33 protein-coding genes are annotated in these 24208 nt (G+C 65.2%); 11 read left to right on the top strand and 22 right to left on the bottom strand.

Features of this window, described 5'->3' with window-relative positions; genetic code table 11:
* The first annotated feature begins 7 nt into the window (after positions 1-7).
* From AC1HIL_RS37290 to AC1HIL_RS37280, 3 genes are all read left to right on the top strand, one after another.
* Entirely contained in the window at positions 8-565 is a 558-nt protein-coding gene (locus tag AC1HIL_RS37290) for a DUF421 domain-containing protein (RefSeq protein WP_479668666.1), read from the top strand.
* 102 nt (positions 566-667) lie between these two features.
* A complete protein-coding gene (gene budC / locus AC1HIL_RS37285; protein ID WP_479668667.1) occupies positions 668-1432 on the top strand; it encodes a meso-2,3-butanediol dehydrogenase in 765 nt (254 codons plus the stop codon).
* Between the two features lie 40 nt (positions 1433-1472).
* Positions 1473-2087, top strand: a complete 615-nt coding sequence (locus tag AC1HIL_RS37280) for a UdgX family uracil-DNA binding protein (protein WP_057591441.1) — start codon at positions 1473-1475, stop codon at positions 2085-2087.
* A gap of 274 nt (positions 2088-2361) precedes the next feature.
* Here AC1HIL_RS37280 and AC1HIL_RS37275 read toward each other — a convergent pair whose 3' ends face one another.
* The 7 genes from AC1HIL_RS37275 to AC1HIL_RS37245 all read right to left on the bottom strand — a co-directional run bounded on the left by AC1HIL_RS37275 (position 2362) and on the right by AC1HIL_RS37245 (position 7815).
* Entirely contained in the window at positions 2362-2496 is a 135-nt protein-coding gene (locus AC1HIL_RS37275) for a DUF4142 domain-containing protein (protein WP_172705510.1), read from the bottom strand.
* An 87-nt stretch (positions 2497-2583) separates the two neighbouring features.
* The gene (locus tag AC1HIL_RS37270) at positions 2584-2748 is read right to left on the bottom strand and encodes a hypothetical protein (protein ID WP_479668668.1); all 165 of its coding nucleotides are present in this window, start codon (positions 2746-2748) and stop codon (positions 2584-2586) included.
* A 54-nt stretch (positions 2749-2802) separates the two neighbouring features.
* Entirely contained in the window at positions 2803-3984 is a 1182-nt protein-coding gene (gene clsB, locus AC1HIL_RS37265; protein ID WP_479668669.1) for a cardiolipin synthase ClsB, read from the bottom strand.
* Complete coding sequence (locus AC1HIL_RS37260) at positions 3981-4133, bottom strand: hypothetical protein (RefSeq protein WP_172705509.1); 153 nt, start codon at positions 4131-4133, stop codon at positions 3981-3983. Before AC1HIL_RS37260 ends, clsB begins: the two co-directional genes overlap by 4 nt.
* Before the next feature lie 115 nt (positions 4134-4248).
* Complete coding sequence (locus AC1HIL_RS37255; protein WP_479668670.1) at positions 4249-5031, bottom strand: MauE/DoxX family redox-associated membrane protein; 783 nt, start codon at positions 5029-5031, stop codon at positions 4249-4251.
* A 15-nt stretch (positions 5032-5046) separates the two neighbouring features.
* A complete protein-coding gene (locus AC1HIL_RS37250) occupies positions 5047-7428 on the bottom strand; it encodes a phosphoketolase family protein (protein ID WP_479668671.1) in 2382 nt (793 codons plus the stop codon).
* Positions 7429-7452: 24 nt separating this feature from the next.
* On the bottom strand, positions 7453-7815 hold the full coding sequence (locus AC1HIL_RS37245) for a PRC-barrel domain-containing protein (protein ID WP_479668672.1): 363 nt from the start codon (positions 7813-7815) through the stop codon (positions 7453-7455).
* 336 nt (positions 7816-8151) lie between these two features.
* Between AC1HIL_RS37245 and AC1HIL_RS37240 the strand changes: the two genes are divergently transcribed.
* Positions 8152-8640: a hemerythrin domain-containing protein gene (locus AC1HIL_RS37240; RefSeq protein WP_057591445.1), complete on the top strand. Its 489-nt coding sequence runs from the start codon at positions 8152-8154 to the stop codon at positions 8638-8640.
* Between the two features lie 58 nt (positions 8641-8698).
* Here the strand turns inward: AC1HIL_RS37240 and AC1HIL_RS37235 are convergent, their stop codons facing one another.
* The 4 genes from AC1HIL_RS37235 to AC1HIL_RS37220 form a co-directional block, all read right to left on the bottom strand.
* Positions 8699-8911 (bottom strand): hypothetical protein, encoded by a 213-nt coding sequence (locus AC1HIL_RS37235; protein WP_261212662.1) that lies wholly within the window; start codon positions 8909-8911, stop codon positions 8699-8701.
* A 122-nt stretch (positions 8912-9033) separates the two neighbouring features.
* Positions 9034-11286 carry a xanthine dehydrogenase family protein molybdopterin-binding subunit gene (locus AC1HIL_RS37230; protein WP_479668673.1) on the bottom strand — a complete coding sequence of 751 codons (2253 nt, stop codon included), beginning with the start codon at positions 11284-11286 and terminating at the stop codon, positions 9034-9036.
* A 23-nt stretch (positions 11287-11309) separates the two neighbouring features.
* On the bottom strand, positions 11310-12350 hold the full coding sequence (locus AC1HIL_RS37225) for an FAD binding domain-containing protein (RefSeq protein ID WP_479668674.1): 1041 nt from the start codon (positions 12348-12350) through the stop codon (positions 11310-11312).
* Entirely contained in the window at positions 12347-12871 is a 525-nt protein-coding gene (locus tag AC1HIL_RS37220; RefSeq protein WP_479668675.1) for a (2Fe-2S)-binding protein, read from the bottom strand. Before AC1HIL_RS37220 ends, AC1HIL_RS37225 begins: the two co-directional genes overlap by 4 nt.
* Positions 12872-13140: 269 nt before the next feature.
* Here AC1HIL_RS37220 and AC1HIL_RS37215 point away from each other — a divergent pair, with 269 nt between their 5' ends.
* From AC1HIL_RS37215 to AC1HIL_RS37195, 5 genes are all read left to right on the top strand, one after another.
* Positions 13141-13608, top strand: a complete 468-nt coding sequence (locus AC1HIL_RS37215; RefSeq protein ID WP_479668676.1) for a PA2169 family four-helix-bundle protein — start codon at positions 13141-13143, stop codon at positions 13606-13608.
* A 2-nt stretch (positions 13609-13610) separates the two neighbouring features.
* The gene (locus AC1HIL_RS37210) at positions 13611-13823 is read left to right on the top strand and encodes a hypothetical protein (protein WP_479668677.1); all 213 of its coding nucleotides are present in this window, start codon (positions 13611-13613) and stop codon (positions 13821-13823) included.
* Between the two features lie 148 nt (positions 13824-13971).
* Positions 13972-14115, top strand: a complete 144-nt coding sequence (locus AC1HIL_RS37205) for a hypothetical protein (RefSeq protein WP_479672807.1) — start codon at positions 13972-13974, stop codon at positions 14113-14115.
* Between the two features lie 109 nt (positions 14116-14224).
* Positions 14225-14482 carry a hypothetical protein gene (locus AC1HIL_RS37200; protein ID WP_057591451.1) on the top strand — a complete coding sequence of 86 codons (258 nt, stop codon included), beginning with the start codon at positions 14225-14227 and terminating at the stop codon, positions 14480-14482.
* A gap of 5 nt (positions 14483-14487) precedes the next feature.
* A complete protein-coding gene (locus tag AC1HIL_RS37195; protein WP_479668678.1) occupies positions 14488-16782 on the top strand; it encodes an FdhF/YdeP family oxidoreductase in 2295 nt (764 codons plus the stop codon).
* A gap of 16 nt (positions 16783-16798) precedes the next feature.
* On the opposite strand, the gene AC1HIL_RS37190 is transcribed toward AC1HIL_RS37195, so the two are convergent.
* Together AC1HIL_RS37190 and AC1HIL_RS37185 are read right to left on the bottom strand one after the other, a co-directional pair.
* Complete coding sequence (locus AC1HIL_RS37190; protein WP_479668679.1) at positions 16799-16990, bottom strand: aminoglycoside phosphotransferase; 192 nt, start codon at positions 16988-16990, stop codon at positions 16799-16801.
* A gap of 2 nt (positions 16991-16992) precedes the next feature.
* Positions 16993-17406 carry a DUF2934 domain-containing protein gene (locus AC1HIL_RS37185; RefSeq protein WP_479668680.1) on the bottom strand — a complete coding sequence of 138 codons (414 nt, stop codon included), beginning with the start codon at positions 17404-17406 and terminating at the stop codon, positions 16993-16995.
* 301 nt (positions 17407-17707) lie between these two features.
* Between AC1HIL_RS37185 and AC1HIL_RS37180 the strand changes: the two genes are divergently transcribed.
* Positions 17708-18190 carry a low affinity iron permease family protein gene (locus AC1HIL_RS37180; RefSeq protein WP_479669636.1) on the top strand — a complete coding sequence of 161 codons (483 nt, stop codon included), beginning with the start codon at positions 17708-17710 and terminating at the stop codon, positions 18188-18190.
* A 423-nt stretch (positions 18191-18613) separates the two neighbouring features.
* Here the strand turns inward: AC1HIL_RS37180 and AC1HIL_RS37175 are convergent, their stop codons facing one another.
* From AC1HIL_RS37175 to AC1HIL_RS37150, 6 genes are all read right to left on the bottom strand, one after another.
* Positions 18614-19045 (bottom strand): hypothetical protein, encoded by a 432-nt coding sequence (locus AC1HIL_RS37175; RefSeq protein ID WP_479672806.1) that lies wholly within the window; start codon positions 19043-19045, stop codon positions 18614-18616.
* 74 nt (positions 19046-19119) lie between these two features.
* The gene (locus AC1HIL_RS37170) at positions 19120-19497 is read right to left on the bottom strand and encodes a hypothetical protein (RefSeq protein ID WP_479668682.1); all 378 of its coding nucleotides are present in this window, start codon (positions 19495-19497) and stop codon (positions 19120-19122) included.
* A 144-nt stretch (positions 19498-19641) separates the two neighbouring features.
* On the bottom strand, positions 19642-19851 hold the full coding sequence (locus tag AC1HIL_RS37165; protein ID WP_261212675.1) for a DUF3606 domain-containing protein: 210 nt from the start codon (positions 19849-19851) through the stop codon (positions 19642-19644).
* 50 nt (positions 19852-19901) lie between these two features.
* Positions 19902-20138, bottom strand: coding sequence for a hypothetical protein (locus AC1HIL_RS37160; protein ID WP_479668683.1), 237 nt, complete (start codon positions 20136-20138; stop codon positions 19902-19904).
* A 289-nt stretch (positions 20139-20427) separates the two neighbouring features.
* A complete protein-coding gene (locus AC1HIL_RS37155) occupies positions 20428-20874 on the bottom strand; it encodes a response regulator (protein ID WP_479668684.1) in 447 nt (148 codons plus the stop codon).
* Positions 20875-20890: 16 nt separating this feature from the next.
* Positions 20891-22267, bottom strand: a complete 1377-nt coding sequence (locus tag AC1HIL_RS37150) for an RAD55 family ATPase (protein WP_479668685.1) — start codon at positions 22265-22267, stop codon at positions 20891-20893.
* A 213-nt stretch (positions 22268-22480) separates the two neighbouring features.
* Here AC1HIL_RS37150 and AC1HIL_RS37145 point away from each other — a divergent pair, with 213 nt between their 5' ends.
* Entirely contained in the window at positions 22481-22807 is a 327-nt protein-coding gene (locus AC1HIL_RS37145) for a hypothetical protein (RefSeq protein ID WP_479668686.1), read from the top strand.
* Between the two features lie 33 nt (positions 22808-22840).
* On the opposite strand, the gene AC1HIL_RS37140 is transcribed toward AC1HIL_RS37145, so the two are convergent.
* The 3 genes from AC1HIL_RS37140 to AC1HIL_RS37130 are packed head-to-tail and all read right to left on the bottom strand — an operon-like array spanning position 22841 to position 24166.
* Positions 22841-23194: a hypothetical protein gene (locus AC1HIL_RS37140; RefSeq protein WP_057598656.1), complete on the bottom strand. Its 354-nt coding sequence runs from the start codon at positions 23192-23194 to the stop codon at positions 22841-22843.
* Positions 23195-23201: 7 nt separating this feature from the next.
* Positions 23202-23420, bottom strand: coding sequence for a hypothetical protein (locus AC1HIL_RS37135; protein ID WP_057591464.1), 219 nt, complete (start codon positions 23418-23420; stop codon positions 23202-23204).
* Positions 23417-24166: a Crp/Fnr family transcriptional regulator gene (locus AC1HIL_RS37130; RefSeq protein WP_057591513.1), complete on the bottom strand. Its 750-nt coding sequence runs from the start codon at positions 24164-24166 to the stop codon at positions 23417-23419. The genes AC1HIL_RS37135 and AC1HIL_RS37130 overlap by 4 nt, the downstream gene beginning before the upstream one ends.
* Between the last annotated feature and the right edge of the window lie 42 nt (positions 24167-24208).

The following is a 24208-nucleotide window of genomic DNA, read 5'->3' as shown; positions in this document are numbered from 1 at the left end:
TCGCGTCATGCCGGCCTACACGCAACGTCTGAAACCTCCCCGGAGAGTAAACATCCTCAGCTTCTTCCGCGATGAACTCATGGATTCGCTGTTGGATGTTCTACATCTCGAGACACCGCCATGGCAAATGGTGCTGCGAGGTACCGCCGTTTACTGGTTTCTGCTGATCGTGTTCCGCTTCTTACTGCGGCGCGACGTCGGGTCGTTGGGCGTGGCGGACCTGCTCTTCGTCGTATTGATCGCCGATGCTTCGAGCAATGCCATGCAGGGCGACTACAAGACCATCGGCGATGGGCTCGTGCTCATTTCGACGCTGATCGCGTGGAACTATGCGCTCGACTGGGTCAGCTATCGATCGCCGACCGTCTCGCGCCTTCTTGAGCCACCGGCCGAGCCGCTGGTCAAGCACGGCCGGATCATGCACCGGACGCTGCGCCGCGAACTCATCACCACGGAGGAACTGATGTCCAAGCTTCGCGAAAAAGGCGTCTCCGATCTCTCCGAGGTGCGCATTGCGCGATTGGAGCCCGGCGGAGAACTGAGCGTGCTCAAGTATCAGCATTGAGAGTGCGCAGGCTCGCATCCGACAACGCAATCGCTGCGCGCCGACATCGAGAACCGGTTCAACCGCGCAAGCTGCGGCGCTTCCATGTCCAGGAGCAGCAGCATGCAACGTTTCACCGATCGCGTCGTCATCGTCACGGGCGCCGGTTCCGGCATCGGCGAGGCCACCGCCCGCCGTTTCTCGCAGGAGGGCGCCAGCGTCGTGCTCGCCGGCGACACCAAGGCCAAGCTCGAGCGCGTCGCCGCCGACCTGCCGCCGGAGCGCACGCTGGTGAAGGTGGCCGACGTGTCGAGCTACAAGCAGGTGCAGGCATTGGTCGCGGCCACCGTCAAGCGCTTTGGCGCGCTCCACGTGCTGTTCAACAATGCCGGCATCGCAGTCGAGGGCACAGTGACCGAGGCGCCGTTCGATGGCTGGAGCAAGACCATGGCGACCAACATCGGCGGCGTGTTCCACGGCTGCCGCGCGGCGATGCCGCACCTGATCGAGAGCCGCGGCTGCATCGTCAACACGGGCTCGGTCTCCGGACTCGGCGGCGATTGGGGCATGGGCTTCTACAACGCCTCGAAAGGCGCGATCGTCAACTTCACAAAGGCGCTTGCGCTCGACCATGGCAAGGACGGGGTGCGCGTCAATGCCGTCTGCCCGAGCCTGACCTTCACGCCGATGACCGAGGACATGAAGAGCAATCGAAAGCTGATGGCGAAATTCCGCGAGCGCATTCCCTTGGGGCGCGGCGCCGACCCCTCGGAGATCGCAGCGGTGGTGGCCTTCCTGGCCAGCGACGACGCGAGCTTCGTCTCGGGCGTGGCGCTGCCGGTGGACGGTGGCCTCATGGCTTCAAACGGGCAGCCCGACATGGCGTGACGGGCCTCAGATCGCGACCGATCCCGGGAAACGCATCCCCATGTCTACACGGCTCTCCATCGCGCACGCCCAGAAGGCGCTCGCCGATTTGAAGCACGCCACGGACCGTTGCCGGGAATGCCCGCTTGGCGCCCGAGCCACGCAAGCGGTGTGCGGTGAGGGAAGGCCGCGTCCTGCTGTGATGGTCGTCGGCGAGCAGCCAGGCGACAAGGAAGACCGGGACGGGCACCCCTTCGTGGGTCCGGCAGGCAAGCTTTTCGATCGCGCACTGGAGGAACTGGGCTGGCGAAGAGAACAACTTTACGTCACCAACGCGGTCAAGCACTTCAAGTTCGAGTTACGAGGCAAACGCCGTCTGCACAAAACACCGGCACAGCGCGAAGCGGCAGCCTGCCACCACTGGCTCGAGGACGAGATCGACCTGGTACGTCCGCACTCATTTCTCGCGCTCGGCGCGACTGCCGCGCGCGCGCTTCTGGGCCGCCCGGTGGCAGTGACCCGCGAGCGAGGTCGATGGCAGGAGGATCCCACTGGAAGGCCTGTGCTGGTGACGCTCCATCCCTCGGCCCTGTTGCGCGGCGATCCCGCGCAGCGCGAGGACGCATGGAAAGCTTGGCTGGAGGACCTCCGAATCGCGTTGCCACGCAAGGCCTAGGACGACTACGAGAGAGGCCCGCCTTGCTCAGCTTTCGCAGCTGGCGGGCTCCGCCCGCGACGCTGCTCGGCAAGCTCCCGTGCCGGCGAGGCCTTGCCCATCGCATCATTCAGCTTGCTTTCCAACCGGTCACCACTTCCGTCTCGTCATCCAGCATGGCCTGGAAAGCCCGTGCCAATCCCGTGCACGCTTTGGGATTTTCAACCTCTGCTTGACATGATCAAGCCTCGCGAATCACCCTCTCTTTTTGAGTGCGTGTTGCTTCGCCTCTCTCTCACTTTCCGACAGAGGTGGCCAACTGCCGGGCATATTGGAGATGCCCCTGTACTACAGGAAGTATCTTGCGGGCCAAGTCCTTGAGGTCGGCATCTTTGGCATCCGCTTGCACCTTCTTCAAGAGCTTTTTCAGTTCGCCCTGGGCGGATCGTAAGCGCCTGCATGCGTCTCAGCGCGACGTCTGAACAGCGAAAGTCGCACGTATTCGGCTGCCTGTCCCTCAGGCGCTCGGCTCGGCGCAAGGCTCGAACGGGTTGTCCCGGCCTTCTTGCGCCAGGACGATCGCACCATCGAAGAAGGTGATCAGCTCGTCTGTCGATCTTCGGGCATGGAGTCCGAACTTGTCTCCTGTGAACTCTTCAAGAAATTCAAGGATGAGAAGCATCAGACCCGGTCCGTCTCGAAAGGTCCCACGCACCAATGGCGGCAAGTGGGAGATTCAATGTCCCAGGCGTTGAAGCCGCTGGCTCCATCGCGGCAGCCACTCTCCGATTCGCGACACCCATCGCAGCATATGGAAGACAACGAAGCTGCCCAACGGCGGCCATCGGCTCCAGACAGGTAGCTCGTCACGTGCCACGAGGCGACACTCGCCCTGCAGCTTCGCCATGGCCCCCGCGATCTGCGCATTGAGTTCTTCGCTGAGTACCACCACGTTGGCTTCCATGTTGAGCGCGAGGCTCAGCGGATCGAGGTTGCTCGACCCGACCGTGCTCCACGCGTCGTCCACGATCGCGATCTTGCCGTGCATGGGGCGGGCGCAATACTCGAGTACCTCCACCCCAGCATCCAGCAAATGGGCATACAGGAAGCGGGTCGCGAAACGCACCGATTTCATGTCGGGCATGCCTTGCAAGAACAACTGGACGTGGACGCCGCGCCGAGCCGCCTGGCAGAGATCGCGAAACAGGCGATAGCCCGGAAAGAAGTAGGCATTCGCGATGCACACCCGTGCACGTGCCGAGCGAATTGCCTGCCGATAAATCGCTTCGATACCGTCGGGCGACGCCTTGTCGTCGCGCGGGACGAACAGCACGGCCGCGGACCCTGACCCCGCTTGCGGCGTAGTGGATTCGGCCGCGGGGATGTCGGCGCCCACCGCGCCTCGCATGAAATCTCGCACATCCCGCACGATGGGACCGTGCAACTCCACGGCGTAGTCCTGCTTGGCCAACTCTCCGAAACCCAGCAACTGGTCCGCGCAGAAGTTGATCCCGCCGACGAAGGCCACGGTCTCGTCGACGACCACGAGCTTGCGGTGCATTCGGCGCAGAAGATTGAGCTGCTGGCCGAACAAGGACCGCCCGGGGTCATACATGTTCACCGCGACGCCTGCATCCGAGAGCCGCTTGACGAACGCGCAGGAGAGTCGAGCGGAGCCGAACCCGTCGATCGACAAGACGGTTTGCACGCCTCGCTCCGCGCAACTGCACAAGCAGCCGGCCAGCGCCATGCCCACCTTGTCCTCTTCGAGGATGAAGGTCTCCACGGCAACGAAGCGGCGCGCCTGGCCGATGGCCTCGAAGACACGCGGAAAGAACTCATCGCCGTTCTCGAGCAACCGCCCGGCGTTGCCATGCGTCCAGGCCCAACCCTTCGTTCCAGGATGGCCAATGCTCATCCGCGGCGCTTGAAGTACTGCACCTCCCGCTCGTGCTGCTGTGCCGCTTCGCGGGAGTCGAAGGTACCGAGGTTTCGCCGCTTTCCGGTCTTCGGATCGACTTTTCGGGCATAGAGGCGGTACTGCCCCGAGGCGAGCTTGCGGATCATCGCGCGCTCCTCGTTCGCTCGCCGAGCATCATCCATTCATTGGCTTGAATCACGGGAATCTCCTTCCATGAAAGCAGCCGACCCACCCTCGAGCTGCCGCTGCGTCATCCTTCTGTCAAGGCATCCACTGCGCGCCATGAGCCGCCAACGCCCACACGCTCATCGCCACCATCGCCAGGCTCTCCGTCAATGAGACGAAGCCCAACGGCACATTGCTGCTGCCGCCCACGCACGCGCACTTGAGCTCGCGTCGATCGATATAGACCGCCTTGATGACCGATACCGCACCGATGCTTCCGACGACGAGCGCCAAAGGCACCCAGACCCGCTGCAGCCTGCCGCTCGCCATCAGCACGCCCGCCAGCAATTCGGCGAACGGATAGATGTAGGCATAAACCACCCAACGCCTGGCCAGCAGGTCGTAGTTGAGGAACATGGTGGAGAAGCTCTCGACGTCCTGCAGCTTGAGCAGCGCCAGGATGCACATGCTGAACGCGACGAACGCAGACACCAGTTGCGAGCTGAACACGGGTCGACCCGCCGCCAGCAGGCTGGCACCGGCCATCAGCAGTGCCACCAGAAACACCGCCAGCACTGGCCGGTACGAAGGCGCGTCCGGGTCTCGCACCGCGAGACCGAAGTGACGTCGCAGATCGTCGTAGCCGCCGATCCTGCGGCCGTCGATGAAGATCTGCGGCGTGGTCTGAACATGCTGCTCGGCCTTGAAGGCTTTGGTCTGATCGCGCGTATGCAGCCACCGATCGTCGACGCGGTACCCCTTGCGTCGCAAAAGGAAGCGGGCCTTCAGGCCATAGGGACAGACATGCTCGGGCATCACCATGCGATAGAGCGTGGCGGTCTTTCCGGTGTCGGCGTTCTCGACGGCGTGCACGGACATGGTGGCGAACCTCGTTCAACTCATGCGCGGTGTGGAGCCGCCCGAGCCCCAGCGCCACTGGGCGATCTCGGGCATGTCGATCCCGTGCTCCCGCACATACGCACGGTGATCGAGCAAGCGGTCGCGCAACCGCTGCTGCAAATGACCCGCCTGCTCGCGCAGCCGTTGCACCCGGTCGATCGCATCGGACGCGAGGCTGAAGCGATCGATCCGGTTGAGCACGGTCATGTCGAAAGGCGTGGTCGTCGTCCCTTCTTCCCGATAGCCGTGCACATGGAAGTTGCCGTGATTCGCGCGCTTGTAGATCAGTTGGTGGATCAGCCAGGGATACCCATGAAAGGCGAAGATCACAGGCCGGTCGCTCGTGAACAGGGAGTCGAAGACAGCGTCGGACAGCCCGTGCGGGTGTTCCGTCGGTGACTGGAGCGCCAGCAGGTCCACCACGTTGACCACGCGCACTCGCAGTTGCGGCAAATGCTCGCGCAAGAGCTCGACCGCCGCCAGGGTTTCCAGCGTGGGGACATCGCCGGCACAGGCCAGCACCACGTCCGGGGATTCGCCCTCGTCGCTGCTGGCCCAGCACCAGATGCCCGCGCCGACGCTGCAATGCCGGATGGCTGCCTCCATGTCCAGCCACTGGGGCTGCGGCGGCTTTCCCGCGACGATCACGTTGACGTAGTCACGACTGCGCAAGCAGTGGTCCGTTACCGACAGCAGCGTGTTCGCATCCGGGGGCAGGTAGATGCGGACCACCCGCGACTTCTTGCTCGCCACGTGATCGATGAAACCTGGGTCCTGGTGGCTGAAACCGTTGTGGTCCTGCTGCCAGACGTGGCTGGTCAGCAGGTAATTGAGGGAGGCGATCGGCCGGCGCCAGCCGATCTCGCGCGACACCTTGAGCCACTTGGCGTGCTGGTTGAACATCGAGTCGACGATATGGATAAAGGCCTCGTAACACGAGAAGAATCCATGCCTGCCGGTGAGCAGGTAGCCTTCGAGCCAGCCCTGGCACATGTGCTCGCTCAACACTTCCATGACGCGCCCCTCGGGACTTACGTGGTCGTCACCCGGAAGAATCCGCGCCGTCGACATCCGGTCCGTCACGTCGAAGACGGCACCGAGGCGATTGGAACTCGTTTCATCGGGTCCCATGAGCCGGAAGTTGGCCTGGGCCTGGTTCAGCCGCATGACCTCCCGCAAGAACTCGCCCGTCACACGGGTGGCCTCGGCATCGACGGCGCCGGGCACGGGCACCTCCACGGCATGGTCGCGAAAGTCCGGCATGCGCAGCTCCTTCAGCAGAAGGCCGCCATTCGCATGCGGGCTGGCGCTCATCCGCCTCGTGCCGCGAGGCGCCAGTGCCGCGATCTCGCCACGCAGAGCACCATCGGCGTCGAACAACTCTTGTGGCCGGTAGCTGCGCATCCATGCCTCGAGCTGTTCGATGCGCTCGGGATGCTCTGGGAATCCGGCAAGCGGCACTTGGTGCGCGCGCTGCGTTCCCTCCACGGGGATCCCGTCCACCTCTCTGGGGCCGGTCCATCCCTTGGGAGAACGCAGCACGAGCACGGGCCACGGACGCCGTCGCGCCGCCGCGCCACCGCCGCGCGCCTCGCGCTGGATGTCTGCAATCTCATCGAGCGAGGCATCGAGCGCAGCGATCATCTCGCGGTGCATTGCCGCCGGCTCCGTGCCGGAGACGAAGCGTGGTGCATAACCGCAGCCTCGCAGCAGCGCGGAGAGCTCTTCGTCGCCGATGCGTGCCAGTACCGTCGGCCCCGCGATCTTGTAGCCATTCAGATGCAGGATCGGCAGCACCGCGCCGTCGCGCTTCGGATTGAGAAACTTGCTCGAGTGCCAACTGGCGGCCAGCGCACCCGTTTCGGCCTCCCCGTCCCCGATCACACAACATGCCAGCAGATCGGGGTTGTCGAAGACCGCGCCATAGGCGTGCAGCAGCGAGTAGCCCAGCTCCCCACCTTCGTGGATGGAACCCGGCGTTTCGGCGGCCACATGGCTCGGGATGCCGCCGGGAAAGGAGAACTGCTTGAACAGCCGGCGCATGCCCTGCGCGTCGCGGCCGACGTGCGGATACACCTCGCTGTAGGTCCCCTCGAGGTAGGTGTTCGCGACAACGCCCGGTCCGCCGTGCCCAGGCCCTGCGATGAAGATCGCATCGATCTCTCGCGCCACGATCGCGCGGTTCATGTGCGCGTAGATGAAATTCAGACCGGGGGTCGTGCCCCAATGACCCAGCAGCCGCGGCTTGATGTGCGCAAGGGTCAGAGGCTCGCGCAGCAGTGGGTTGTCCAGCAGGTAGATCTGGCCCACGGACAGGTAGTTGGCCGCGCGCCACCAGGCGTCGATCCCTTCGATGACCTTCGGATCGGACGCCACGGTCGCTTCCTTCGCGCTCGCCGCTCAAAGACCGTAGTACTTGTTGATCGAGCTGCTGTAGACGTCGTCGTAGTCCGGCACGCTATCCGAGGCATAGCGCGGAGCACCTTCGATCGCGGCCTTGTCGATCGGCACGACATAGCCTCCTTGCGAGGTGTCGTACTTCAGGACGGACCACGGAATCGGATAGCGGTCCGTCCCGATGCCCAGGAAACCGCCAAACTCCATGACGGCGTACTGGACCTGCCCGCTGAGCTTGTCGATCATCAAGTCATCGATGGTGCCGAGCTTGTCGCCCGCGGTGTTGTAGACGGCCGTTCCCTCGACGCGCTCCGACGAGATGACGTTGCTGGTGGAGACGGGGGTGCCGGTTGAAGTGAGTGCCATGAGAAATCTCCTGTGAGGAAGGGATGGAAAAAGGCCGCCACAGCGCGCATGAGCTTGATGTCGGCGCACGGATCGACTCCTGTGTCTCTCGGCCAGACATGGCCGCGGATCGGCGATCGCAACCTCACCCTGTAGGAAATGGTGCCGCCCATTTGGCGAGGTCGATCAGGGCCTGCGCTCCTCGAAGCCGACGCCCCGCACCCGCAACACGCGCTAGCTGCGCTAGCCGTCGGATCGTCGGAGCAGTTCCTTCGACGCGATGCGCAACGCGCCTACGAGACATTCACGAGCCTTGGCTGAACTTACGGCTCCCACGAATCAATCAGGAGCTACTCCATGACTACCAAACGCGCCGAACCCGATGCGTGCAGCCTGCTCGACACCGACCACAAGAACGTGAAGAAGATGTTTACGGCCTACGAGGAACTCGCGGGCTCGAAGGCCGCCAGCGCCGCCAGCAAAAAGCGAGACCTTGCCCAGCAGATCTGCGCCGAACTCACCGTGCACACACAGATCGAGGAAGAGATCTTCTACCCCGCGTTGCGCGAGGCCCTGAAAGAGACCGACCTCCTCGACGAGGCCGAGGTCGAGCACGCGAGCGCCAAGGACCTGATCGCCCAGATCCAGGACGCCGCGGAGATCGACGAGATGTTCGACGCCAAGGTCAAGGTCCTGGGCGAGTACATTGACCACCACGTCAAGGAAGAGCGCAACGAGATGTTCCCCAAGGCGCGCGCGGCCAAGGGCCTCGATCTCGTGACCATGCGTGAGTTGCTCGCAACGCGCAAGGAAGAACTGATGGCGGAGCTGACAGCGTCTGCCTGACCCGGTTGACCCGGTTGGCCCGGTGCCCGTGACAGCACCGCCCTGGCGCACTTTTCTACTATCCCGAGCGTTTTGCCTTGGCCAGGGCGGCTCTACCCTCAGCTGTCACACGGTAGATGACCGATGCGCCTTCGGTCAAAGGCACGCCAACCGGTGGAAGCTGTGCCTCGATCAGCCCGGCGGCTTCAAGGACGATCGCGTTGCGGATGTCAGCTTCGTCATGTAGCGCCAGCGGGAACTGGCAATCCTCGATCCGTCTCAAAAAATCCATTGGCATACTCGACCCTCGGCGGGCGCCGATCTTAACGAAAGCCCGCGTCAGGCAACAAGATTTCCCTTGCTGCACGTGCCGGATCGAAGGTCGCTCCTGGCCTAAATCGTCTCTGCAGAGGGTCAGCGCATGACTTTTTCGGGTGTCATGGGTGTGCTGCGAATGCGCTTTCCGGTCGCGTGAAAGATTGCATTGCTGACGGCGGCGGCCACGCCGACGATCCCGATCTCGCCGACGCCCTTGGCGCCCAGTTCGCTGACCACGCGGTCATCCTCCTGCACGAAGATCACGTCGATGTCGTGGATGTCCGCGTTCACCGCCACGTGGTATTCGGCAAAGCTGTGGTTCATGAAGCGGCCCAGCCGGTGATCCGAATGCGTCTCTTCGTGCAGGGCCTGGCTGATGCCCCAGACGACGGCGCCGGTCACCTGGCTGCGCGCGGTCTTCGCGCTCATGATCCGGCCTGCGGCGATCGCGCTGACCACGCGTGTCACCCGCACCGTGCCGAGTTCCTCGTCGACCTTCACCTCGCAGAACACCGCCGAGTGCGTGGCGCGAACGTACTTGCGCTGCTTGAGCATGCTCGGCAGCAACAGATACTTGTCCTCGACCGGACGGGCGCCGTTCGCGGCGAGCACGGCCTCGAACGCCACACTCGTCGACGGCGCATTCACCAGCCGGATCGTGCCATCGGCGAATTCCACCTCGGAGAACTTCGCCCGGGCCAGGGGCGATCCCGCGATACCGCGCGCGAGCCGGAACAGCCGGCGTTTGAGCTTGTCGCAAACGCCCTGCACCGCCGACCCCACCGTGGTCACATGCGAGGAGCCGCCCTCGATGGGCGCCACCGGCAGCGTGGAGTCGCCGAGTTCGAAGCGCACGCGCTCGAGCGGTAGTCCCATTGCCGCCGCCGCGATCATGGCCATGACCGTGTAGGTGCCGGTGCCGATGTCGGTCGCGGCGCTGCTCACCACCAAGTGGCCATCGGGCTTCAGTACCGCCCGGGCGCGCGCGAACATCTGCAGCGCATCCCAGGTGCCGGTCGCCATGCCCCAGCCCACCCACTCGTGGCCCGCGCGCGTGGCGCGCGGCAGCGGTGCACGGCGTTCCCAGCCGAAGCGGCGTGCGCCCTGCTCGTAGCAGGCGCGCAGTTCCTTGGTCGAGTAGGGCATGTCGTCCATCGGGTTGCGCTCGGCGTAGTTGTGCAGCCGCAGCGCCAGCGGATCCATGCGCAACTTGTGCGCCAGCTCGTCCATCGCCACCTCGAGCGCGTGCACGCCATGCGCCGCACCGGGTGCGCGCATGTCGATCGGACTGTACTGGTCGAGCGGCACCACCTTGTAGTCGAGCTGGATGTTGTCGCAGCGGTAGAGCTGTCCCGACCAGTTGACCACAACTTCCACGTAGTCCTCGAAGCGCGAGGTCTCGGCGATCGCGGTATGCCGTATGGCGCGCAGCGTGCCCTCACGCTCGGCAGCGAGTTGGACTCGCTGCAGCGTCTCGGGGCGATGGCCGAAGGTGAACATCTGCTGACGCGTGAGCACGACCCGCACCGAGCGTTTCAGGTGCAGCGCAGCCATCATCGCGAGGAAGAGTTGGTACTGCGGCCGCAGTGCAGAGCCGAAGGCGCCACCGACGTACGGATTGCGCACCGTCAGTTTCTTCTTGGAAAGCCCGAAGACGCGCGACAGATACCAACGGCTGTTCTGCGAACTCTGGGTCTTGTCGTAGACCGTGAAGTGGCCGTCCTCGCCGCGGATCACGGTGGTGGCGAACATCTCCATCGGGTTGTGGTGCTCGACGCCGCTGTAGTAGTCCGATGCGATCTTGACCGGCGCGGCCTCGAATGCGGCCTGCGCATTGCCTTTCTCTTCGGGCGGTGGCGAATATCCGGCTTTCAGGCGGCTCGGCTTGCGGGCGCGATCGGTGTGGTCGAGCAAGCCGGTCTGGTGCGGTTCGACGACGCACTCGACCTCGATCAGCCGGGCCGCATGACGCGCGACCTCGAAGCTCTCGGCCAGCACCAGGGCCACGGGCTGGCCGCTGTAGCGGATCTGCGCGTCGTGCAGCGGCTTGAAGGGCGTGCCCCCCGGCGAGGTCATGTCCTTGTAGAAGATGCCGAGCGAGCGAGCGTGAGGGCGCCGCTCGTGCGTGAGCACGTCCAGCACACCGTCCACCGCGAGTGCCCGGCTCGCATCGATGCGCACGATGCGGCCCTTGGCAATGGTGCTGTTCACGACCATCCCGTGCACCAAGCCTTCGGCCGGGTGTTCCGCCGCGTAGCGCGCCTCGCCTGTGACCTTGGCCCGGCCGTCGATGCGCGAGACCGGCTCGCCGATGCGCACGTCGCCCGTGCCAGGTTCGGCCACCGGCATGCGGCACGCCTGAGGTATGCGCGTCATCGCGGCTCCTTCAGGTCGGGGCGGCCCGGGCCGTCGTTGCGTCCGGCGCGCGGCGTTCCCGCCGTCGCGGTGGAAAGGGCTCTTGTGATCGCGCGTCGTGCCATGGTGATCTTGAATCCGTTCTGTCCTTGCGAGGTCGCGCCTTCGAGCAGCAAGTCGGCGGCCGCCTCGAAGAGAGCGTCGGACGGGCGCTGCCCGACCAGCACCGCCTCGGTGTCGGTTCTCCGCCAGGGCTTGTGGGCCACGCCGCCCAGCGCGACCCGCACCGCGCCGATCGCGCCGGCGGCGTCAAACTCAAGCGCCGCCGCCACGGATACCAGCGCGAAGGCATAAGAAGCGCGGTCGCGCACCTTGATGTAAGCGCTGTGATTCGCGAACCGTTTCGCCGGGGGCAGTTCGATGTGCACGACAAGCTCGCCGTCCTCGAGCGTGGAATCGCGCTGCGGGTCATCGCCCGGCAGCCGATGAAACTCCCCGAAGGGAATCGCCCGTGCGCCCGCGGCCGAACGCACATGCACCACGGCATCGAGCGCGGCGAGCGCCACGCACATATCGGACGGGTGCGTGGCGATGCAACGCTCGCTCGCACCCAGCACCGCATGCTGGCGGCTGAGACCGCCGATGGCTGGACAGCCGGTGCCGGGTTCGCGCTTGTTGCAGGGTGCACCCAGGTCGTAGAAGTAGACGCAGCGGGTGCGTTGCAGCAGGTTGCCACCGTTGGTCGCCATGTTGCGGATCTGCGGCGAGGCGCCGGCGAGAATCGCCGCGCTCAGCAACGGGTAGCCCTCCCGCACCAGCGGGTGCCAGGCGGTGTCGGCGTTGGGCGCCAGCGCGCCGAGGCGCAGACCGCCACCCTCCGTGGTCTCGATGCGGTCCAGCCCCAGCCCGGTGATGTCGATCAGCCTGCCGGGCCGCGCCACGCCTTCCTTCATCAGATCGAGAACATTGGTGCCGCCAGCGATCCATTGGCTGCCGGGCGCGAACTCGTGCAATGCCCGCTCGATGCTCGGGGGAGAGATGAGGGTGAAGGGATTCATCGTTCCTGCACCTGAAGCACCACCTCGGAAACAGCGGCCACGATCTGCGGGTAGGCGCCGCAGCGGCACAGGTTGCCGCTCATCAGTTCCCGCACCTCATCGGCGCTCGAGGCCTGGCCCTCGTTGCGCAGCCCCATCGCGGAACAGATCTGGCCGGGCGTGCAGTAGCCGCACTGGAGCGCGTCGTGGTCGATGAACGCCTGCTGCAGGGGGTGCAGCGTCGAACCTTGCCCCACACCCTCGATCGTCGTGATCTCCGCGCCCTCGCACATGGCGGCGAGCCGCAGGCAGGCATTGATGCGACGCCCATCGACAAGCACGGTACAGGCACCGCACTGCCCATGATCGCAGCCCTTCTTGGTGCCCGTCAGGCCAAGCCGATCGCGCAGCAGGTCCAACAGGCTGACCCAGGCCTCAAGGTCAAGCGTCTCCGTCTGACCATTCACTTTCAGCGAAACGATGTGGCGCGATGGGCCCGTGTTCGCAGGAGTGGGCGGATCCGGGGCATGGCTATGGCTCATCGGGGACCTTTTTGCGTTGTTCGCGATGGCTCGCGGGACCGGTTGTTCGGGTGGTGAGGCACAGTTCGAGGGGTTTAAGCAGGGGCCTGTCCTGGGCACGTCGGACGGCAGCCCGCCACTCTGTGCGTAAGCCAAACGTCCAGCCGAGTGCATCTCATGGCTTCGCCATGACGGGCGCGCGCGGCCCTTGCCTACACGCCTCCAACGACCGACGCGGGATGTTCACGCCTCCTTTTTCCAACCACCAACCGACCAGGAGCAACAGCACCATGACCACCGCCACTCGCACCAACGACGAAGTCGTTTCGATCCTGTCCGACCTGCTCGAAAACTCCCGCGATGGCGAGTACGGTTTCCGTGCCTGCGCGGACGAGGTCGACGACGCACAGGTCAAGCAGGTCTTCGCGAGCCGGTCAGCCCAGTGCGCAGAGGCAGCCGCCGAACTGGCGACGCTGATCCGCTCGCTCGGCGGAGAGACCGACACGGGCGGCACCGCCAGCGGGGCGCTGCATCGCGGCTGGGTTCACGTCAAGGGAACGCTGGGCGCGGACAGCGCGCTGTCCATGCTCGAGGAATGCGAGCGTGGCGAGGATGCAGCCGTCGCCCGCTATCGCAAGGCGCTGAAGTCCGAACTGCCGCCTGCGGTGCGCACGCTGGTCGAGCGCCAGGCCGAGGGCGCCCAGCGCAACCACGATCAGATCCGTGATCTGCGCGATCAGTACAAGGCCAAGGGTTGAACATGTCCACACGCAAGTCGATGTCGCCTGTGAACGTTGATCAGAATGGCGAGGCGGGCATCGACACGCCCGCGGACGGCAGTCGCATCGGCCGCGAGGCCAAGAAGCCTTCGGGAGACCCGGGCGAGCGCGGTCATGACCCCGCGCCCGCCGCGAGCGCCGCGAGCGCCGCCAAGCAGTCTGCCCCGCCCGCCGCGGGCAAGGACAACGCTTAGGTGCGCCGGTACCTGGCCAAGAATTTGAAATGACCCGCTTCGACGCATCGCCGTATTCGTCGAGGAGGTGGGCGCGGGAAACTTTCATTGGGTCCTGCACGAGCAAGGCGCCGATGCCTCGGAATGGATCGAGCTGTCCGCCAGCCCGATGGCCTACGACCTGTGGCTCGACGCCTTCGAGGACGGATGCGCCGAACTCGTGCGCATGGTGCCCGACGAACGCTCCGGCCCGCGTACCGGCGGCGAGGACGAGGGCGTGCCGCCTGTCGGCCCCATCGATGACACGGCCTGAGGAGAGCGCAGACGGCAGCGCAACAGTGCCGCGCACAGTGACGGCACCGGTTCCTACAAGCACGCCGCAGCGCGCTGTTTAGGTTGAGGTGCTTGAAAAGGAGCATTCCATGACCCAACCCAGCATCGCGGGCAGCGGCGACGGCACGCGGCCCACCACCAGCGGCGGTGCCGACAACATCGGTGGCGGCGAACGCTTCTCGAACCAGCGCACGGCCGCCGGCGAGGACGTGGCCTCGCCCGCCCCGAACGAGCGCATGCGGGACAAGCGCAAAAACGTCGAGAGCACCCGACACGACGATTCGGCCGCCTTCGGTCTGCACGAAGACCTCGCGCAGCAACCTAATCCCGGTCCCGGCCAGCGTTAGACGACGTGAACGACGCGGCGACACCGGAGCCCTACCAACACCCGGCCGGCGGCTGGGGTTCGCTGAAGGCGGTGGGCGGCATCCTGCTGCGCGAGCACATTCCGATCGCGGGAACGCAGGCCCTGCTCAAGCAGAACAAGCCCGGCGGCTTCGCCTGCGTGAGCTGTGCCTGGGCCAAGCCCGGTCATCCGCGCCCGGCCGAGTTCTGCGAAAACGGCGCCAAGGCCACGGCCTGGGAGCTCACGGCCAAGCGTATGCCGCCGGCCTTCTTCGAGCAGCACACGGTCACGCAACTGCTCGGCTGGAGCGACCACGAACTCGAGGCCGGGGGACGTCTCACGCGGCCAATGCGCTGGGACGCGGCAAGCGACCGGTACCTCGAGGTCTCGTGGGATGACGCTTTCGCGGAGATCGGTGCCGAACTGCGCGCGCTGCGCCGCGAGGACCCGGCCTCGGTGGTGTTCTATGCCTCGGGCCGCGCCTCGCTCGAGACCAGCTACCTCTACCAGCTGCTGGCGCGCCTGTACGGCAACAACAACCTGCCCGACAGCTCGAACATGTGCCACGAGACCACCTCGGTGGCGCTGCCGGAGACCATCGGCGTGCCCGTGGGCACGGTGCGGCTCGATGACTTCGAGCATTGCGACGCAATCTTCATCTTCGGCCACAACACCGGCGTGAGCAGCCCGCGCATGCTGCACCAACTGCAGGAGGCCCGCCAGCGCGGTGCGCGGATCGTGACCTTCAACCCGCTGCGCGAGCCGGGGCTGGTGCACTTCGCCAATCCGCAGTCGCCGGTGCAGATGCTCACGCCCGCCGAGACGCAGGTCAGCACCCAGTACCTGCAGGTGCGCAACGGCGGCGACCTGGCGGCGCTGGCGGGCCTGTGCAAGGCGCTGGTGGCGGCCGACGACGCCGCCATTGCGCAAGGGGCGCCGCGCGTGCTCGATGCCGGCTTCCTCTCCGAGCACACCGAGGGCTTCGAAGAATTCGCCGCCTGGCTGCGCGGGGCCTCGTGGGCCTCGATTGCCGAAGAATCGGGTTTGTCGCGCGAGGCGCTGGAACAGGCTGCCGCCACCTTCGCCGAATCGCGCGCCGTGATCGGCATCTATGGCATGGGCCTGACCCAGCATGTCGAGGGTGTGGCGGCCGTGCAGATGGTGTCGAACCTGCTGCTGCTGGGCGGCCACATCGGACGCCGCGGCGCGGGCATCTGCCCGGTGCGCGGCCATTCGAACGTGCAGGGCCAACGCACCGTGGGCATCACCGAGAAGCCCGAACTCGCGCCGCTCGGCGCGATGGCGAAGCTCTACCGTTTCGAGCCGCCGCGCGAGAAGGGTCTGAACACGGTCGAGGCCTGCCGCGGCGTGCTCGACGGCTCGGTGCGCGCCTTCGTCGCGCTCGGCGGCAACTTCACGCGGGCCGTGCCCGACACCGACCGCATCGAACCGGCGTGGAAGAAGCTGCGGCTCACGGTCAACATCGCCACCAAGCTCAACCGCAGCCACCTGGTGCACGGCGAGGTGTCGTACCTGCTGCCCTGCCTGGGCCGCATCGAGATCGACCGTCAGGCGGGCGGCGAGCAGATGGTGTCGGTCGAGGACTCGACCGGCGTGATGCATGCCTCGCGCGGCGTCGCCGAACCGGCCGCGAACACGCTGCGTTCCGAGGTCGCGATCGTCGCGGGCATCGCGCTCGCCACCTTGCCGCCGAACCCGGCCGTGCCGTGGGAGGCCTGGGTCGAGAACTATGCGCGCATCCGCGAGCACATCGCGCAGGTGCTGCCCGAGGTGTTCCATGACTTCAATGCGCGGCTCGAAGATCCGGCGGGCTTTGCGCGGCCGCTGCCCGCGCGCGAACGCGTGTGGAAGACGAAGAACGGCAAAGCCAACTTCAAGGGCCATGGTTTGTTGCGCGAGGGCGCGGCACCATCCTCGCACGCGCTACGACTCATGACCTTGCGCAGCGACGACCAGTTCAACACCTCCATCTACAGCCTCGACGACCGCTTCCGCGGCATCCACGGCACGCGTCGCGTACTGCTGATGAACACCAGTGACATGGCCCGGCTGTTGCTGGCCGACGGCGACATGGTCGACGTGTGCGCCGAAGGCTTCGAGGACGCCGAGCGACAAGTGAGGGGTCTCCGCGTCATGTGCTTCGATCTGCCCGAAGGCAGCGTAGGCGGCTACTACCCCGAGTGCAATCCGCTGATTCCCCTCGAGCACTTCGCGCGCGAAAGCATGGTGCCCGCGGCGAAAGCGATTCCCGTGCGCGTGAGGCGCAGCGCGATCGCCTGAACGACGTTGCCTGGATTTAGCGCAGCGGCTCGAAGGGACTCTCGCGGTCCTGCCGCTGCAGCGCGATCACGCCCTCCGCGAAGGCCACCAGTTCCTCGGTCAACGGCGAGCCGGGGACGAGCACACCGACACGCTCGGCGAGCGCCTGCCATTGCGCGCGCCGCGACTCGGCATTGTTGGGGACGGGGATCTTGGGGTCCTGGGGCATGGTCATTCCTTGCCGGTGGCGTCGGTACGCTCGGCATTCGTGGTGCTGCGCGTACCCTTGAGGTGAAGTTCGATGTCCGAGGCATTCGGGCCAACGGCCCGGATGGCCTCCTCGACCTGCTCGGGTGTGGCATCGAGCTTGCGGGCGAGTTCCGCGACTTTCGAAGAATTCCTCGCATTGACCTCTGCCTCTGCAGCCAGCCAGTCCTGTACGGCATCGCCTTCAGTCTTGCCGCGCCGCTCGTAGGCGGCATAGGCCGCCTCACGTATCACTCGTTCCTGATCAGCTTGATCCGTCTTCTTCGGCGACGCCGCCGCGGTGGCGTCCAGTCCTTCAGTGAGCGGTTCGACGGGTGGATTTGCACCGCCCGCAGGCGCGACCAAAGGTTGGTCGCCGCCGTTGTTTGAACTTGCCATCAGAAGCTCCTACGCTGTTGTGTTGGAAGAACGGTAGGTGCGCCGAGCGGCGGCGGCGTCTCGTGCTGGCGAAGAATCTCGTAGGAGCATGCCCTGCCCACACAGGACACGACGGCAAACGCGCGGGGAGGTGGGGCAGGAAGACTCCTGCAAGAGGATGCGCGCAGAGATGTCGCAGTCAAGCTGCCTTCACGTGCACGCTATACGAGTTCGTAGGAGCACTTTCGCTTTCCACATGTCAGACATCCAGCGCAGCCAACACACATACCCTGAAGAAGACGAGGATGGCCCCGTGGGCGGAATGCCAAACACCGCGACCGTCGCCTACGCCGGCAGGTCGCGCTGGCTGGCGCGCTTCGACCGCTTCGCCAGCCGCGTCACGCGCTGGGCTGGCACGCCGACAGCCTTCTGCGTCGCACTGATGGCGGTGGCGCTGTGGGCGATCTGCGGACCGCTGTTCGGCTTCTCGGAGAACTGGCAGCTGGTGATCAACACCGGCACGACGATCGTGACCTTCCTGATGGTTTTCCTGATCCAGCAGAGCCAGAACAAGGACAGCGTTGCCATGCACCTCAAGCTGGACGAACTGCTGGCGGCCCACAAGCGCGCCAGCAACCGCATGATCGGCATCGAGGATCTCGACGAACAGGAATTGCAGCGCGTGGCCGCCTTCTATGCGCGGCTGGCGGAGCGGGCGAAGACCGGCAGCCTGGCGAACGAGGCCGCGCAGAAAGTGGCGCTGGGCCGGGATATGGCCAAGTGCGCTGATCGGGCGGAGCCGTAACGCGGTAAGGCAAGGCTGGTTGCTTCACAAGCCCCTCCCGTCGGCGTGTTCCGCCGGACACGTCAAGAATACAAGCGGCGTCGACTGCAAAAATACTCGGAAGTCTTCGCAGCGACTCAACGGTTGAGAACCAGAACGCCGAGTGCGAACTGTAGGACGAAGCGCCTGAAAAATCTCATTGGGCTTGCGCGGTGGGCTGAGCGGAACATGATGCGTGATGCGCGCCTCCGATTCGGACCTCAAAGCCCGGCTGGTCGCCCAGATGGCCTGGGAGGCTGCGTGCGAGCGCCTTCGCAAGGCGCTACACCCGCCCGCCGGTTATCCGTCCATGTCAGCGGAGGATCTGAACGCGGCTTTCTCAAACGCGGCCGAGCGCTTGCACACACTGCGCGTCCTTTCGACGACGCCTGACGATCGGCCTGATCAACCCTCAAGCCGGTCGAGGGACTGCACGTAAATCGCAGCCTCCGCGGGACTCATGGCATCCTCGAGCTGAGCCAGTTCGAGTTTTTCGCAATCGTGCGAGACCCACTCGAAAAGATGCGACGCGGGCATCCGGTCCATGCTCGAAGCATCGCTCCACGAACCCAGCCGCCGGTGAGCGCTTTCCAGGAGACGCTGCAGATCGAGCGCTCTCAAAACACGCAATGCCGCCAAGTCTGCCGCAGCCAAGCCCTCGCGGCATCGAGCCCAACGCCGCTCGCACTCCGTCATTCGCCGAAAGCTCTTCGCGATTTCGGCGCTCGAAGGTGACACGCGACCACAGCGCTCGCACAATCGCTGGAACTCGCAAAGGATGTGCGCATAGCTCAACTGCTGCAACAGCAGCAAAGCATGGGTCAGGCGACGCGCCATGGACACAAGGAGGATCGAGCAGGGGCCGGCACGACGCAGCAGCACCGCATGCACCTACGTGGCCCGCCCGCCCCTCACCGATTGCGTTCGCGTTCCTTCGATTCCGAGGACGGCACCGGCCGCGCCGACGATCCCTGGGCGCTGCGCCCATTGTCCGAAGGCGCGGTGTCCTGAGGATTGGTGCGCGTCAGCCCGCCGTTCGGACCGCCGCCGGGTGGACGATTCTGGCCGGTGCGCGCCTCGGCGGGGCCGTGCTCGCTGCTCAACGGCTCGGTGCCGCGTCCTGTGTCAACGCGCGGACCCGTGGCCCCCTGGGCCTTGGGCGTGGAGTTTCCCGTAGCAGGAGCGACCGATCCCTTCGGATTTCCGGTGGACGATTGCTGCGCACCTGCGAAGGGTGTTGCAAGAACCAGCGAGAGTGAAAGAAGCGCAAGCGGCTTTCGAATGTGCATGGTAGGCCTCCAGAAAGAGAACGATTCTTGAAGCCCGCGACGGCATGGACGTAGGACAAGCGCGTCCCTGTTCGCGAATAAGGAAGCCGAGCGCACTTCGACGCAGGGCAGTACATTCAGTCCCCCAGCGCCAACTCCACAAGGTCAGCCCTTGCCAGCCTCGTCCGTTCGCTCGGCATTGGTGGTACTGCGCGATCCCTTGAGATGAAGTTCGATGTCAGAGGCGTTCGTACCCACGGCGCGGATGGCTTCTTCGACCTGCTCGTGCGTGGCGTCGAGCTTGCGGGCCAGTTGCTCGATGTCCGAAGCGCTTTTCGCATCGATGGACTGGGATGGCGGATTCGTGGATGGCATGGTGTCTCCTGTGGAAAAAAATGGATGGAAAAGTCCTGCAGAGCAGCCTTCTAGGTCTGCCCCTGTCCGTCGCCCGTGCGGTCATGGACCCACCGCATGGCTTGCTGCTGGCCGTGCCGCAGGGCCTCTTCGGCGGTCGCGTAAGGATCGGCGTCCTGCGGCAGCCGCGTGGCCTGGTCGGGCTGCGCCATCCAGTCCACCGTGACCTGGTATTGCCCGCGCGAGTCGGGCTCAAGCATCAGCCGGAACGCATGGCCCCTGTAGACAAAAGCATGTTCGTTGGTCATTCGGATCTCCAGGTAGTTGACCGGCGACGGATCGAGCACCACGGTGCACACCAGGTTCGAGCCATCGCCAACGGCAGCTGCACCACTGCGCTCGCAACATAAAAAGAGCCCGATGAGAGCACCATGCGGAAGGAAGAAGCTGCGTGCATGAGGAGGCCTCGGAAAGCCCCGGAAGTGATCGCCTCGACAAGCTAGGAGGCCGGCGGGCCCGGCGACGCGCGAGGTTCGCTCGAACGGTCGTAGGACGTTCAGCCGGCGGTCATCGGTCCGGCGAGCAAAGGAACCGTGCTCAGTCCGAAGACCCGGGCAGCTTGATCCCGCGCATCAGCTGCTTCATCGACTCCCCGATCTCTTCGCTGCGCGGCGGAGGCGGACGTCCGCTCGCGACAAGGCGCTCGATCAACAGAAGCAGGGGATCGATTTCGAAAGGCTTGACGAGAAACGCGTCGTAGCCACGAAAGACCCTGCGCACCACCTCTTCATCGGTGGCGCTCATGATCACGAAGGGTATGCGGCACAGCGATGGATTGCGGCGCACCGCTTCGCCGAGTTCGCCCCCGTTCATGATCGGCATCATGAAGTCCGAAAGAATCAAGGCCGGGGCCTCGCCCGAGAGAAGCTCCAGCGCGGCCTTGCCATTGGAGGCCGAAGCAACGCGGTAGCCCTCCGATTCCAGCAGGAGCCGAAGAATCTGAGCGTTGCCATGTTCGTCCTCGACAACCAGGATGAGTTTCATCGGGACGGACTTTCGATCAGGCGCTCGGCTGCCCGCCGGCAACGAGCAGGTTCAGGTTCACATCCACTGTCGCTTGCGAGGCCTGGCTGCCGCGAACCTTCGAGATCGACAGGATTCGCGCGCCATGCGTGTCGTACGGGAGAAACTCGAACGCGTTGTCAAACCAGCCGACCACGCCTTCGGCCAGCGGCGAGGCGGCCGCCGCCGACAGCGCCGCGGGATCCACGGTGAACAGCGATGTCACGCCTCGAGACTTGAGCTCCCCGAGCAGGCGCCCCAGGAAGCGATAGCCCCGTTCGGAGAAAGCCAGGGTGTCGGCCATGCCAGCCAGACCGTCCACGACCAATCGGCGGACCTTCAACTCGTCGACCAGTCGCAGCAGCTTGTGCCCCATCTCATCCATGGATTCGTCTTCGTGACCGAGCGGTTGAACGGTGAGCGCACCGGAATCAGCGGCTTGCGCGACGGCCAGACCCAACTCCTGCCCCATGCGCTTCAAGTCCCCCACCAATTCCGTGCACGGCAGGAGAAGACCGGGCGCGTCGTCAGTTGCTGCTGCAGCAAACGCGAGCGCCAGAGTGGTCTTGCCAGCTCCACTCTGACCGATGACCACCGAAGCGCTGCCGGAAAGAACCCCGCCGGCCCGTAGGACTGCATCGAGCGCCGGTATTCCGGACGAGAGGGCTTCCGGCCCCAGGGTTCCAGGCGATGCCGTGACAGGAAGACTTTCCAGGCGCGGAAAAAATTGAAGGCCGCTCGAAGAAATGCAGAAGGTATGCCGGCCGCGGATGACCTGGCTGCCGCGAAACTTCCGCACCTGCATGCGGCGCTCGGCGCGCCAGTGGAAACCGTAGTCCTCGAAGGAAAAAATGCCATCGACCATCGTCTGCTCGGCACTCAGGGCATTCCCGTTGCCGCTCGTCAGCACGAGGCATGTGCACGACATCGCGCTCACGAGGCTTTGGAGTTCATGCACGAACTGCCTCACCGAGTCGTCCGACATGGAGACCGGCCCGCCCACTACGAGACCGTCGATGACGAGCAAGCCGGCGCGGTGGCGAACCAGCTCGCCTTGCAGCAAGGCAACCACCGATTTCAGGCCGCCTTGCTCGAGCTCTCGATAGCCGCTGACATAGAAGACCTTGGCGTTGACCTCGCGCTGTTCGAAGAAAACTTGCCCTTCCATGTGCTGGAGCATTCTCGAATGCGATTCCGCGAGCATGGTGACGTAGAGCGTGCGGGTCTCGCAGCGAGCCAGCGTGTAGGCGATCTGATTCGCCAGCGTCGTCTTTCCCACGCCCGGTGGCCCCTCGAAGATGTAGACGCCTCCTTCGAACAAGCCGCCGTTGAGGATGCTGTCGAAGCCGTCGACATGGGTGGGCAGTCTTTTCATTCTGGGGACATACGGAGAGTGAGGAGATGGCGCTCGAGTTCACCTCTGCGCCGCCGCATATTGTGCAACGCTTCGCCAGCGAGGCGGCGTCCCGGCCGGAACCGCACGCGCCGGAACTCCCTTGCCGCTGAAAGCGCGGCCCGCCTACGTGCCGCGGCGACGAAAGAACGGAGGGTTCCCGCTTTCTTGTCGAAACCGCCCCAGGAGATATACATGGCCGAGGATGCCCAAGGCACGGGAGACGAACGTTCAGGGATGCGCAATGGGCTCGCCGCGAATCGCTTGCGGCACATTTCCGTGCACGTGATCGAGCCCGCCCCGGGCCGTTACTTCTGGGTGCTGCTCGAGCAGGGCACCGAGGGGGCGGCCTGGGTCGACATGCTCGAGAGCCAGAAGCCATGCAAGCACTGGAACCATGCATTGACCGATGGCATGGCCGCGCTGATCGACCTGGCGGGCGACGTGCGCGAAGGGCCGCGAGCAGTAAATGCGCATGAAAATCCTTCCAGCGGGATGGACGTGTCGTTGCGCAACTGGTAGCGCGCAGCAGCACCACGCGCTGTCAGCGTCAGCTCAAGCGGGCCCGGCCTTCTCTTCACCCGCGGCGTCGCCGATCTTCGGCAATCGCCTCGCGCGCGGCCGCCGCGGCGACCTGTCATCGAAATGTTCCGGCTGCTGGCGTCGGGCGCGCGCGAGGGCCGAAAAGCCTTCCGCCGTCACCTCCGACACGCATGCGCGCGCGATGTAGACCTCCCCCGAAAGTTCGCGGATCGGAGGGTCGAAGCTTGCCTTGAGCAGCTTGGCCGCGTGCAGCCCGAGCAGCCGCTCGACGTCATCCCTAGAGGTGCACTCAGCGGGGAGCTGCTGCTGTTCGAAGAACGCCAGCAGCTTCATGCTGGCCAGCACGCGCAGCTCGCGTTCGCTCAATGCCTTCCTACGCACTCGACGGACCTTCGCTTTCGGGCGTCGAGGCGGCCAGTTGCTCGCGCGCCAGCAACGAGGCCGCGTGCAGACGCTCCGCCGTCAAGGCCGCGGCATCCGCCGTCATCGTCACGGCCACGCCATTGGGTCCATCGAGAATCACCACGCCATCCTCCGCGGTGGCGTGGCCGGCATCTTCGCGCAGCCCGGGCACGGTGCGGCGATCGGTCATGGGGAACTCCCAGTTCGTGCGACCGCGCGTGCCGCGGTCTGCTGGTTCAGGTAGAGGTATTGGGGGTCGAACCGCGCTCTCTCGACCAGGCTCTTCAAGTCCAGGATCTGCACGCTTGCGCCGCGGACATTGCACAGCCCGGCTTCTCGCAGTTCGCGCAGCACGCGATTGACGTGGACATTCGTGAGGCTGCAGACCTCGCCGATATCGGCCTGCGTCATCGGCAGCGAGAAGGCATGCCCGTCGGATGCGCCGATCGCCAGCAGGCGGGCGTGCGTCTCGCAAAGGAAGTGCGACACGCGCTGCAGCGCGTTGAGGCTCGACAAGCGGTAGATCCACTGCCGGTGCATCGCCGCGTCCAGCAGCGTGAGGAACCACAGCCGCCTCGCGAGGCCGGGCTCCGCTGCCTGCATCTCTTCCAGCGCGGCATGCCGAAAGACTGCGACGGTAACGTCGGTCAATGCGGCGACATCGTGGTCGAGCTCCTTCAGGGCATAAGCGTGCAAGTCGACGAAATCTCCCGGCACATGCAGCGCGACGGGATGGCGCCTGCCATCGGGTGCATCAACATGACGTGTCATGAATCCCTCGACGAGCAGCGTGCTGATGTCGACTGGCACGCCCTGGCGAACGACCACACTGCCGGCCGCGTAGGTCTGTGTATGGGAGATGGCACCTTCGAGCAGGTTGCGCTCGGCATCTGAGATTTCTGCAGCGCGGTTGCGAAGTACGTCATCGGTCAGCATGGAGAATTCCTTGAGTCGGATGGTGCACCGCATCGCCGAGTG

It is taken from the genome of Variovorax sp. ISS6 (assembly GCF_056523145.1).
Note: the sequence above shows the minus strand (reverse complement) of the source record. Positions and strands in the feature narration are given on the sequence as shown.